Annotated in this window: 12 protein-coding genes and 1 pseudogene; 7 read left to right on the forward strand and 6 right to left on the reverse strand. The window is 31.4% G+C overall.

Annotation, left to right across the window (positions count from 1 at the left end):
• Positions 1–668 precede the first annotated feature (668 nt).
• A complete protein-coding gene (locus V7121_RS17655; RefSeq protein ID WP_335391596.1) occupies positions 669–1,583 on the reverse strand; it encodes a tyrosine-type recombinase/integrase in 915 nt (304 codons plus the stop codon).
• 874 nt (positions 1,584–2,457) lie between these two features.
• Here V7121_RS17655 and V7121_RS17660 point away from each other — a divergent pair.
• The 6 genes from V7121_RS17660 (at position 2,458) to V7121_RS17680 (ending at position 6,343) form a co-directional block, all read left to right on the forward strand.
• Positions 2,458–2,781 (forward strand): DUF2712 domain-containing protein, encoded by a 324-nt coding sequence (locus tag V7121_RS17660; RefSeq protein WP_335391601.1) that lies wholly within the window; start codon positions 2,458–2,460, stop codon positions 2,779–2,781.
• A 62-nt stretch (positions 2,782–2,843) separates the two neighbouring features.
• A complete protein-coding gene (locus V7121_RS17665; RefSeq protein ID WP_098262457.1) occupies positions 2,844–3,608 on the forward strand; it encodes a hypothetical protein in 765 nt (254 codons plus the stop codon).
• Positions 3,598–4,302, forward strand: coding sequence for a WxPxxD family membrane protein (locus tag V7121_RS24955; protein WP_098262456.1), 705 nt, complete (start codon positions 3,598–3,600; stop codon positions 4,300–4,302). Before V7121_RS17665 ends, V7121_RS24955 begins: the two co-directional genes overlap by 11 nt.
• Complete coding sequence (locus V7121_RS17670) at positions 4,299–5,042, forward strand: DUF2705 family protein (RefSeq protein WP_098262455.1); 744 nt, start codon at positions 4,299–4,301, stop codon at positions 5,040–5,042. Before V7121_RS24955 ends, V7121_RS17670 begins: the two co-directional genes overlap by 4 nt.
• A gap of 22 nt (positions 5,043–5,064) precedes the next feature.
• Complete coding sequence (locus V7121_RS17675) at positions 5,065–5,703, forward strand: ATP-binding cassette domain-containing protein (protein ID WP_176525576.1); 639 nt, start codon at positions 5,065–5,067, stop codon at positions 5,701–5,703.
• Positions 5,696–6,343: a hypothetical protein gene (locus tag V7121_RS17680; RefSeq protein ID WP_098262454.1), complete on the forward strand. Its 648-nt coding sequence runs from the start codon at positions 5,696–5,698 to the stop codon at positions 6,341–6,343. The genes V7121_RS17675 and V7121_RS17680 overlap by 8 nt, the downstream gene beginning before the upstream one ends.
• A gap of 287 nt (positions 6,344–6,630) precedes the next feature.
• Here V7121_RS17680 and V7121_RS17685 read toward each other — a convergent pair.
• The 5 genes and pseudogenes from V7121_RS17685 to V7121_RS17705 form a co-directional block, all read right to left on the reverse strand.
• Positions 6,631–6,943, reverse strand: a pseudogene (locus tag V7121_RS17685) (DDE-type integrase/transposase/recombinase); the annotation flags it as partial.
• Between the two features lie 90 nt (positions 6,944–7,033).
• Positions 7,034–8,884, reverse strand: a complete 1,851-nt coding sequence (locus V7121_RS17690; RefSeq protein ID WP_098262453.1) for a hypothetical protein — start codon at positions 8,882–8,884, stop codon at positions 7,034–7,036.
• Positions 8,881–9,393 (reverse strand): ABC-three component system middle component 2, encoded by a 513-nt coding sequence (locus tag V7121_RS17695; RefSeq protein ID WP_098262452.1) that lies wholly within the window; start codon positions 9,391–9,393, stop codon positions 8,881–8,883. Before V7121_RS17695 ends, V7121_RS17690 begins: the two co-directional genes overlap by 4 nt.
• A gap of 5 nt (positions 9,394–9,398) precedes the next feature.
• Positions 9,399–10,499: an ABC-three component system protein gene (locus V7121_RS17700; protein ID WP_098262451.1), complete on the reverse strand. Its 1,101-nt coding sequence runs from the start codon at positions 10,497–10,499 to the stop codon at positions 9,399–9,401.
• A 297-nt stretch (positions 10,500–10,796) separates the two neighbouring features.
• Positions 10,797–11,402 carry a recombinase family protein gene (locus tag V7121_RS17705; protein ID WP_098262450.1) on the reverse strand — a complete coding sequence of 202 codons (606 nt, stop codon included), beginning with the start codon at positions 11,400–11,402 and terminating at the stop codon, positions 10,797–10,799.
• A gap of 475 nt (positions 11,403–11,877) precedes the next feature.
• On the opposite strand from V7121_RS17705, the gene V7121_RS17710 reads away from it, so the two are divergent.
• Positions 11,878–12,333: a hypothetical protein gene (locus tag V7121_RS17710; RefSeq protein ID WP_098262449.1), complete on the forward strand. Its 456-nt coding sequence runs from the start codon at positions 11,878–11,880 to the stop codon at positions 12,331–12,333.
• Positions 12,334–12,558 lie beyond the last annotated feature (225 nt).

The following is a 12,558-nucleotide window of genomic DNA, read 5'->3' on the forward strand; positions in this document are numbered from 1 at the left end:
GAATTTCTCTAAAAATTATTTCTTAAGAAAAAAATCAGCCTTAAGGCTGTCTTGCTTACAATAATAGAATAATAGATCTGAGGCATTTGAGGCAAAGGTATAGTTATTAAAATTATTGATGACTGTTGGTGCATCTAAATAGGCCCCTTCTTTTTATATTAACTGAATTAATCGAAAAAAAGCCATTTGCCAGGTCAAATGGTTTCCTTTCCTTCCTAAATCATCTTTCAAAAGGTTGCATCGGCGACGTCAAACAGGCTCGATGTCAGCGTAAAATAATAAAGAAAAATATACTCGCGTGCAAGCTTCCCCATGTAAACTATCTAGCCCCAAGACTTGATTTTTTATATTGAGAAACACACGAAGCACTTCCCCATCTTCACTAAAGCTATGTTAAACCGCTGGAAGATAAAAAATGCAACACTCGTTTGTTGGGGTAGTTGCCTTACTTTAAAACAAGTTGCGAGATACACACCACATATCTAAACCACGGAAACAGGTTATATTATAAACGGTAAACGTTCGTCCTTTTGACGTTTTTCTTCTATTATATATAGATATATATAAAACTACTTACGTACACCTAAAATAACTAAAGTAAAATCGATTATTCGGTGGTGCAACAAATAAAAATTCCAAATTCATAACCAAATGGTTCTCTCATAAAATTAAAATTTCGGCATCGCCTCCACAGCATCCGCTAAGTCACTATATGAATCTCGTAAATATCTTGCTGTGGTCGAAATATTACTATGACCGGCGAGTCTCCTCACCTTTTCAATGTCATTATTGGTGGCTTTTAACATCCATTTACAAAATGTATGCCTAAACATATGGGGTGTTAATTTTTTCTTCGACAAGCTGTAATTTTCAATCATCGTTTGGATCCCACGGACGGTAAACTTGGGTGATCGCTGGCTATAAAATACATAGGTCGACTCTCCTACATGAGGTTTTTTGTTGGACATTTCTGCCCTAAACATTAACCAGTCGTACAGTTCCTGCCACAAGGTATTGGACATGGGAACCGTCCTCAGCTTCCTTCCCTTCCCAACTATCCGAATACGTCGTAACTCCAAATCAAGATCGGTTAACTTTAGGTTTGATAGTTCATCCACCCTCAAACCAGCATAGGTCAATAAATAAATAATTGCTCGGTCCCTTCGGTACTTTTCTTCAGGATCTACTCCTCTGCTTTTAACCGGTGTCTTTCTCACGCGATTCAATAAATCTTCAAACTCCTCTTCTGTCAGCCACATAATTTTTTCAGAATCTTCGTCAGCCGATTTGATATCCTGAATTTCTTCCATAGGGTTATGCTGCAGCTTCTTATGTTTAACGGCCCAGGAATAAAAACTGCGTAAAGCATTTAACCGTCGATTAATGGTAGTAATTGCTAGTGGTCTTCCTTCTAGTGGATTTAACATTCTTGTAATCCATTTTCTTACATCCGTTGCTGTCACAAATTGATCCGGCCGAATATGTAGGTCCTCTAAAAACATATGGATATCATTCCGATAGGAAATAATGGTTTTCGGGGACTTGTCCTTTTTCTGAAGATAGGCAATATACTCTTCCAGCATGACTCTCACCTCTTAACTTATATGCTGAGTTTAACTCTCTAAAAATCAACCCAATTGGAACTAAAAAGATACATTATATGACGAGTATAACATAGGATTTTGATAGTTTAAATGCATATAATGTATATTATATGTCAGGTAATTGCTTTTATCTAGAAATGCTTGAACTGACTTTCCTCTTTTGAAATGTCAGACCAATGACTGGATTCATTTCTAAATATCCTCCTAGATATGGCGGAAGAATGAGTAGGCGATAATTAGATGATTGGTCCAACTGTTGGCCTGTATACTGATGTTCATTCAATCTAGCCTAGAGACAGGAATAAGAGTGGCTAAAGCAGAGAAAATCATTTTTAGTTTATCAAACAAAAATGGATATTTGGTTTATTTTTTTATTATTTTAAAACCAAATCAGATTCTGGGCAAAAATGGCATACATTATCAGCAATTACAAGTACTAACTCTTATCAGAAAAAATCTAAATAGATTCTTTCCTAGTACTATTGACTCTAAAAGTGGAGGTTTCCCTTAAAAGAGTTCATTTTTTTCTAAATCTTCTGGATTTTTTAAAGACTGATAATTTGAGTAGCAAATGATTAAATGAATTAATGTTTTTATATGTTAGGGATGGATTAACTTGTGCGTTATAAGTAAGCTTAGTTGTCTATTATTGTCGAATGTTATAAATAGATTGAAAAATAAATGTATTGTAATATTAAATAAAGAGAGATGGTAATAAATAGGGGGAATTAAAATAAGAATATCAAAAAAGAGTTTTCTTAAATTAGGACTAATAGGAACGATTGGCCTAGGGCTTCTGTTTCCTTCAATTTCATATGCTGGATCTTATAATGAAATTGGTTATTCTTTTACTATCAAGGCAAATCAAGCCAATTCAAGAAGCGCTCCAGAATATAGATCAACTACCAATAGATATGAAGCTTGGATGGTTAATGTAACAGAGTCGGGGGAAGGGAATACTGCTATAACACAGTACTGGCTAGAAAATGCTGGTGGAACAAATGTTTCTGATGCTTTTCCTGTTGCCGAAATTGAAAATACTAAATATTTCCCAGCATATGATAATGCTTCTCAAACTGATGTGTATTTAACAGCACAAAATAATAATTACACCAGTGATACCTATGGAGTTACTGGCTATTGGGATGAGGAAACTGGAGTATTTTATTCACACTAATTAATTAGGAAACTATCTTGTACACCATCTCTCTCAATAAACCCTAAGAGGAGAAATAGTAAGTGAAATTTTACTTTCATAGACTACTAACTAATAAAAAAAGCATATTTATAATAATTATTATGTTGTTGTATCCTATCATTGACTTAATTTTACTTAATAATCAATGGAGGGGAAAATTTGTTCCAAGTCAATCATTATTCTTAGTAGGTAATTCAGAAGGACATATGATGCAAATTCTTTTTTTGTGGTTCTTACCAATTTATTTATTAATAATGGTTTGTGAGAACTATATTCAGGATGTTGAAACTGGAGAAAATAAAATTTTAATTTTAAAACTTGGAAAAAAGAAATATTTTGGCTCAAATTTATTTATATCTTTTATCTCATCATTCGCTGTTTTTTTTCTATCATTATTGTTAAATTTTATAATAAGTTTCATCATCAATAAAGATGGTACCCATAACCCAAGTGCGTATATCTCACAACAATTATTGGAAGTTAGGCCTATGTTGGCATATCAGTTAAGTCATCCTGTTATCACAAATTTAGTGTTTATATTAATATCCAGCTTATTAGTAGGTATATTAGCATTAACAATCACTTCAATTTGTTTTATTTTTCCAAGTAGGAAATATGCGTATTTTTTATCATTTATTTTATGGTTTTTGCTGATTATGGGAAGTTCCTCTATCCTACTTATATTTCAGCCTTTTACAGAATATCCGTTTAAACATTTATTAAAGATTATCTTACAAACTATCATCTTATTTTCTATCATTATTTGTTCATCCTATTTTTATAAGGTGAAAACAGATGAAATTTAATAGAAAAAGTTTACTTTATTCCTTTTTAATTTTAACAATATATCTATTTATTTCTTATTTGACATTAAACCGCGCAGAAATAAGGAATCCCAATAATCTTTCGTTAATAAATATTACAACTAACCCTTTTGCTTATTATGATCTTCGTACAATTACATATGTTTATAGTGTGATTTTTTTACTGTTTATAAATTTTACATTAAATAGATCTCCGCTGTTTATAGTACGCCTCAAAAATAGAAACTCTATTATAAAAATTTATTTTTTTAAAATAACAGGAATTTCTTTTGGATTCGTACTTATACACGCTTTAATAGGAATTATTTCAACTTATATACTCATAGGGAAAGAAAGTATTTTTTTAAATAATTTTTTTATTCTTTCTATCATTTATGCTAGTGTGCTTTTTTTATATTTCCTAATATTAGCTTTATTTTTATCAATTATAGAAGTATTTTTTTCAGTTAATATTTCTCTTATTTTGTGTGTGATTGGAATATTAAGTTGTTATTTTTTGAATAGGTTTTTTTGGTCACCGGTCCTTGATACTAGAATATTTGGAATGTCCTATGTTGACTTGGATGGATTAAATACAATTGAGATTGTACTAATTTATATCCGACAAATTGCAGTAATCTCAATATTATTGATTATTCAAAGTATTGTAATCCAGCGAAAGGATTATTATGAATGAAACAGGAAAAAATGTACATTTTTATTTTTTTTATAGCAATTTCAATTGTTCAATCTATTAATTTCATTGAGATAATTCATGAAATATATCCTAATTGGCCAATTCCGTTTATATTGCTAGTCTGCTTACCAAGTGACTCCCCAATGTCTTCTTTTATTATGTGGTATATTGGGTTTGCCACTATTAGTTTTTTTGTTAAGGGAGTAATTAGAGATAAGATTGATGGTTATGGAAAATACATTCTTGTAAGAAATTACAACAAATTTAAATTTATTATGAAAAGTATTCTCTCCGGAACTACATGGACAATTGGAATAATTATTATTCAGTTTCTTATTTTCTATATAGTTAGTATTTTTCTGAATTTAAAAGCTCCTAATATATATTGGGACAACAATAACTTAGAAAAAACATTACCATTATATATTTTGACTACAATTACCTTAGTATTACTTCAAATGGTATTAGAATTATTTTTTTCTCCAGTTACAACTTTCTTAGTTATAAATTGCTATGTTTCATTATCGATATCAAGTTGGAGTTATTTAACTTTTGTAGATAAAGGAAGTATCATAATATATTTAGGAATTCCAAATTATATGATGGCATTAAGGACAAATAGTTTTCTCAAGGAAGATTTTGCAATAGATCAAAATAAAGCCTTCTTCATTTTAGGTATTTTGATTTGTACTTTAACTTTTACTGCATTACGACGAATAAAGAAAATAGATATTTATTAATTATTAGGGGGGATTGGTTAAATTGGTGACTATCTCAGTTCAAAATATTAATAAGAAAATTAAACGAGTGGACATTTTAAAGGACTTTACCTATGAGTTTAAAAGTGGTTTTATATACGGATTACACGGCCGTAATGGGTCGGGAAAAACCATGTTATTAAGAGCATTATCTGGTTTGATTGTTATTAATAGTGGGAAAATTTTAATAAATAGTAAAGAGTTACATAAAGATATGTCTTTCCCGGATAAAGTAGGTATTATTATTGAACATACAAACCTTCTTCCTCAATATAGTGCTTTTACTAATTTGAAGATGCTTTCAAAAATAAAAAATATTGCATCTGACGAAGATATAAGAAATGCAATTCTAAGAGTTGGCTTAGAACCAAGTAGCAAGCTTCCTGTGAAGAAGTTCTCCTTGGGTATGAAACAACGTTTAAGCATAGCTCAAGCAATATTCGAAAAGCCAGATATATTAATACTTGATGAACCAACTAATGCAATCGATACAAAGGGTATTGACGAAATAAGAAACATTTTGATTGAAGAGAAAGAAAGAGGTGCCTTAATTATAATTGCTAGTCATAATCAAGATGATTTAAATATATTATGTGATAAAATTTTGTTTATTGAGGAGGGAAGGTTGATACATAATGACTAAAACAAAAAAAATTGTATTTTTTTTATTGATAGTGCTAATAATTGGTTACATTTCATATCCTTATTTTTTTCAAAAAGAAAATACACCATTAACAATAGAGCAGCGTAACAAAGATAAAAATACAGCTTACAGGCTTGAATTAGAAGCAGGTCATGATTATAAAGTAGATAATAAAAAGTTTAAACAGGGATTTTATGATATAACCTGTTTAAAAGGTAATGCTAGAATTAACAACGTGTACTTGGACAAAGGAGATAAATTTCTGGGTGTTCCTTTCTATAGTAACAATTCTATTTCGGTTGAAGGCAAGGGAACGGTATTACTTGAGCCGGCAGAGTTTAATAAAATTTCCTTACAAGATGACAAATTTATACTCGATAACGAATCGGGGATTTTTCAAGCAGGAATGGAAATTGAACCAGGAAATTACGAATTACATGTAGAAGGGAATATGCCATTTTATGTTTTCGTTGGCGTTAATAACTATGATGAAAATTCTAAAAATCCTAAGAGTTTTGACATAAAAGACACTTCAAACGAAATAAAGTTTACTCTAAAAGATGAAGATATTTTAAAAATTTTTAACTGGTCCAACAATAAAACAGACTTTACCGTTAATTTAATAAAAAAAGAAGATTAATTATAAACCCTGATATTTCTATGTTATGAAGAATTATCGGGGTTTTCCTTTCAAAAAATAACTTCCGCCGGTAAGGGTACCAAGGTTGTGATTACGGCCACTGAAATGTACCACAAATGACATCTTTCTTACCACCAAATGACAAAGAATGTAACAGTAAATGACAACAGGCTATTTACCATTTTACCTTCTGTATAAATAATGAGCACATCCGGTGTGCCCTTATTATTCAGGAGGTATTTTTGTATGATTTATTATCGAAAGATTTTGGAATTACACGATGAGGGTATTAGCCTTAGAGGTATTGCCGCAACGGCATTATCAAAGGGTAGCCTTTCATACTTAATGATCGCTTGTTCACAAATGTCTCTAGAGCATCATCAATTAGCTTGTTCTTAAACTCACTTCCACGATCTGTATGGAAGTACTCAATTTTACGCAGGTCCTTCTGGATGGACGAAAAGTCACGATTCACCAATGCTGCATCTTTATTCGGCCCTGTGCTAAAGCCGATATTTCTCGATTAAAGAAATCAACAAATACACATATGTAATGCCATTTTTAATTAACTCTTACATAGGTTAAATCGCTTACGACCACCTCTGAGCTGCAGTTCTGGTTTTACGTTGCATGATTGACTTGAGGCAGGTTTTAATGATGTGACTGTATTCACTTATATTCATGTATATTTTACTTTTTAGTTGTTATAAATCCTTGTCTTCCCCTTTTATGACTCTTAGTGAATTCTATAAAGTTAATGCCTTCAATTACTTTTTCTGAAGGCTTTTTGTTTTCAAAAATAATGATCTGGTTATCTTGGCTAACTTCAGACAAAAATTCAAAAAACCTTGCTTGCAAGTCATCTGATGTTTTATCTTCATAGCTGTCCTCCTCTTTGTATGAGGTTACAGGAGAATCAAGAACTACGATTCCGGGATGGGGTAGGTTTTTTGAATTGCAGTATTTCATTACACCCAAAACAAAAGCACTGTAGGAAATTGAACGATATCCTTTACCAAATAATCTTCTTGGCTTTCCAGATATAACTATATCCTTTTGTTTAACATCAAATTCTACGTTATCTGAACCTGGATATTTCCAGCCAGACAAATAATACTTTATGCTTTCACATAGGTCCTCGTAGTAATTAGTGTAATCCAGCTGATGGGGAGAAGTTTTTTCTGCCAGGGGCTCATCTTCTATTAGTCCTAGTAATTTTCTTTTCTCATCCAATAATTTATTCAATGTATTTTTTTTTTGCTCCACTTCACTAATCGCCTTTTGGGTATTCAATATATTTCGAAGTTCTTCCTCAAGGATAAGGTTTTGAGGCTCTAATTGTTCGTCTAATACTTTACTTTGTCTTTTATAATCTTCCTTCTTAAGTATTAATGAATTATTTAGTGACTCAAGTTCTTCGTTCATTGAATCAATTGTATTGTTAAGGTCTTCTAGATGAAAAAGTATTTTCTGTATTTCAACTTTATAAGATTCATTCTTTTGTTCTAATTCTAGATGTGAACAAGCTAGTTCCCCATTATTTAGAATAAGAGTCTGTTTGCATTGTGGACACTTTTCATAATTTAATAAAGAAAAATAGTGCTCACCTTCTAATAAAAATGATATTCTCTGCATATCATTTTCGTATTGTTCTTTTAACAAAAGAAACCTTTTTAATAACTCATTTGTAGAAAGTATTTTCGATTCATCTCGTTGAATCTCCGTCCACAATTTCTTTCTTGAACCAGATAATTTTTCAATTTCCGAACTAATTCCACTTCTTTTTAAGATTAACCCCGTAATAAGGTTATTTAGATTGGCCTCTGATTGCAGTGGTTCGGAGTTTATAACATTTAGTTTTAAGTCGTGAATTAAATTATCAATTATACTTATTTGTGCCGTATTCGAGGTTTCCACATTACTATTAACCTTATTTTCTGTCAATTCGCTATCGTCTTTGTTTGTTAAAATAAGCCTAAATGCAGCTTCTTCTGCAGTCTTAGTTTTATTATTATCTGAATGAACTGGAGATTCTTTTGATATTATTTTTATTTCATCTATTAAAATGAAGTCGTTGTAATTTCTATAAGTAAATCTTTTTAATTTATTTGTTTGGTTGGTTTTGATAAACAAATCCGTGTTTTTATATCCTGATAATGACATTAGAAATTTAGACATACTATCTTTTTTCTTACTGTGTTGTTGCGAAAGGTTTTCAAATTTTGAATTAATGGTCAACTCATCTAAAGTGCAGTTGTACTTTTTAAATGTTCCTCCTGTAAGTTGTCTTTCAAATGTATATTTGTTACCTCCTTTACTTTCAATTTCCAATAAAATAGTGTCATAATCAACTATTTCATCAATTTCATCAGGAGTGTCTTTACCCCCAAGCATATAATTAATACATTCAAACAGAAATGATTTACCTGTATTTGTCGGTCCGACAATGACATTTAGACCCTTATCAAATTCTATTTCAGACTTTAATCCATTCTCACCTAATAATCTTAACTTCTTTAGAAAAAAACCTTTGGTAGTCACTCAGCAACACTCCTAATAAACGCTTCATACATAAATTCTCCGCCCCAGTTCGCAATGTTTCTTTCAATAAAATTTTTTAGTTCTTCTTCTGAGTACTCAGAGAAATGTTTTGTGACCCATGATGCATTGTTTTTTAGTCTTTTGCAATAATATGACTCCATTAAATCTAGAAAGGGCTGTGATAATTCTGAAGCTGAATAACTTATGCCTTTTTCATCAAAAATAATGTTCAATAAACTTTTACTATACATTATCTCCAAACCTTCTTGCATAGCCTTTCTTCTAACGATTATCTCACCAGATCTGTGTGGGGTATCAGGATGTAACGACGGGGGACTGTCTTCAACACCCACATCATTTGTATGTATTACTAAGTAATCGTAATAAATGAGCCTTTGTAAATCCAAACTATTAGGAGAGGCTACGGCTAAAATTATAAGAGTTCTTAATCCAACTTCAAAAGGCGAATTAAAACTAATAAATTCGGTAATTTTGTTGTTATTGGCCATATTTATTAATCCACCCAACTTATCTTATCTTCATTTGCCAAATGATGGCATAAACCACTTAAATCATTACCTTTTACAGAATTATACAGTGGGTAACTTGGCATATTGAGATTTCTAGCGACTTTACAAACTTCCTTTACTCGCTGAAATCCATCCTTATGTTCTGATTCAACAATATCAATTACCCCGTCATAAACTTCTTCTTTTAGGTCTTCAAAGGCATTGACACCTGGAGGGAGAGTATCTCTCTCGAATTTCATTAACGACTCCGCGGAATAGAAGCATTTTCTTTGTCTGTTAAAGTGACCATAATATTTAGAATGTGCTAATAGTTCTTTAATATCTTTAATTACAGATTTGGAGTTGTCTGAATATGCATCGAGCAATTTTTTTACGTAAGGCAGTTCACTGACGGTTATATTCTCAGGTGGATTAACAGGTTCTGGACGTGTTTTATGAATACCACCAAACCGATAATAAAAGTACTTTGTTTCTGAATGTTGTTCAATTAATTCTTGTGGATCAATATCATCTATAATTGAAAAGTCAAAGCTTTCTACATAACTAAGGAAATCCCCAACTAATTCTATAGTTTTCCCCGCAGTAATTTTACTACGGCATTTTTCATTCCATTCTGAAATTAATTGCTGCTTTAATTTATGAGGAGTATCGATTAAATTAGAAAGTTTAGTTGAAATGCCTTTTGGCGTTACGAAATAGTATTTTCTTGGTACCGAATATTCTTCCTTAAAGGTGTAGTAACATAGTTTTCCAAGTTCAATCCATATCTTACTTGGGGATAAAGGCGAGTTATAATGTTTACATTGATAATTATCCCAAACTAAATTTTTTCTTTTTTCATAATGGGTAAATGCAATAACATCTCTGCCCATGTCCCCTGCAGCGCCACATCGTCTTACTTTGACATATTTATTTTTCAAGTAACCACAAGTCCATTCTCTAACAAGGTCTTCAAAATCTTTGTCCGAGATAACTTGTAGCCTCTTAATAGGCTCAATAGCTTTTCCTAATAATAAATCTGTATTGGATAATTTAATTTTGATTTTTGGTTCAACAATATCTATGATATTTTTTTCATGTTCCATAATAACGGCCACCGAACCTAATCTATTTAATAACCAAATAATAACATAGTGTGACTTTTAAAATAACAGAAAGGTATGAATTTTCATCTAAAGGATAGAAGTGTATCTGAAGGGAAGTTTAAATTTCAAATTTAGATAATCTTATAGTAGCGTTTAAATGCTTTCGGAGTTATCCTTACTAAAACATATAGTACGTTTCAAATCTATTAATTCAAAATAGAAATACCACTTTGTTAAGAAAGAACCTTCCCTGTAAAAACTTCTTTTGAAGAGTTTCTTCTATTAAATAGAACTACTTTAAAAGTCTCTCTCGTATTCTTTAACCAATCGATAAAAAGTCGTCTTTTTAATATCCAATTCTCCCATGGCTTTAACTGCTGTAATCTCTCCTGCTTTCCATTGATCATACACTTCTTTAAACTCTTCTGAAGCTTGGACTTTTGGTCTACCAAACGCTGTGCCATTTTTCAAAGCTACATCAATGCCTTCGCGCTGCCGTTTTCGAATACGATCTCGTTCTTCTTGCGCCATCCAGGAAAGAATCTGTAAAACTAAATCTGCAATAAATGTGCCAAGGCTATCTTTAAATTGTGTAGTATCCAACAGTGGCATATCCATAACCACAATGTCTGCCTGAATATTTTTCGTGATGTCATTCCATTCATGAAGAATCTCTTCCTTGTTCCGGCCAAAACGATCTAGTGAATGAATGTAAAGAACATCCCCTTTCCGGATCATACGTTTTAATAATTGATATTGAACTCGGTTGAAATCTTTTCCACTCTGTTTATCCATAAAGATGTCACGTTCATCTAGCCCCTTTGCTTTCATGGCTTGGAGTTGTCGTCCTTCATTTTGATCTTTGCTGCTGACTCGTATGTATCCAAATTTGCGAACATCCATATTTATACTCCTCTTTTTGATTTTCTCTCTACTATTCTACCAAAAATGTTCGTAAAAGTATCAGCGAAACGAAGAACGTTCATAAATAATTTTAAAACTTTTGCGAACGCAAAAATCGACCTATTTTAAACAAAAAATACCCGTTCGCAAAAGTGTGCTTTTACGAACGATAATATTAGTGGTGGTGTACTCTTAAACAATCTGGATCGATTGTTTAAGATGGAAATGAAGCCAATTATCAATCTGTTTAAAAATCTTAGTCAATTGTATTAATGTGAAATATCTTTGTGCAAATTAAAACAAGAGAATTGAAAAACGGTGTTTTTAGTTTCAAATAAACATTGATAATATACAAGAAACCTGTACCCATAGCTTAAATAGGTTTCTCACAAAAAATTATCAAAGTGAAAAAATCTATAATATTTTGTAATATCTATGGCAAGCTAAAAGAAAACAAAGCAAATGAGAATTGTATATGAAAAAAATATCTTTATTCTTTACGTTAGCAGTGTTTTCTTTTTCATTTTTATTGACTAATGCACAAGCTAAATTAACATCAGAGGAAGAAACGTTCATAAAAACAATTACAAAAGACTTCGTTAATACACATAGTTTAGACTTGAATGATTATAGTCTCTTTGATATTAGAGAACTTCATAAGAATAAAGAGAATTTACAGGTTAAGGAAAAATCCTTATTAAATATCTCCATAGATATAACAAAAAATCAAGGTTTTGTTGATTGCAGCCCGCTATTTTATATTAATAAATCAAAGAGTAAGGGATATGTGTTGGAGAAGAAGCTAAGTGGAATGAACAACTTATATACTTTATCTTTCGATGAAACAAAAAAAAGTTGGATAGTAATTAACAAAAATAACATAATGGGTACTGACTTGGTTAATTTAGGACTATTAAAAGAACGTGAGTAAAGGCAAGAAGAAGCCCTAAATTTTTTTGGGGGCTTCCCCTCCTTTTTTAACTTAACTTCCACGTTAGCTATCCATGAAGTACAAAATCGGCTCTTCACCACAAAGAATGAAAATATTGTATTTGACACTATTAATTTGAGTCAGTGCGATCACTTCAAAAGTGAGCCACTTCATACTGAGTTATTTCCATATTTGGGGGATGTTTGGGAGTTTAGGGTATCTTGC

Origin of the sequence: Neobacillus drentensis (assembly GCF_036962125.1) — a bacterium.
GTDB lineage: Bacteria > Bacillota > Bacilli > Bacillales > Cytobacillaceae > Neobacillus > Neobacillus drentensis_B.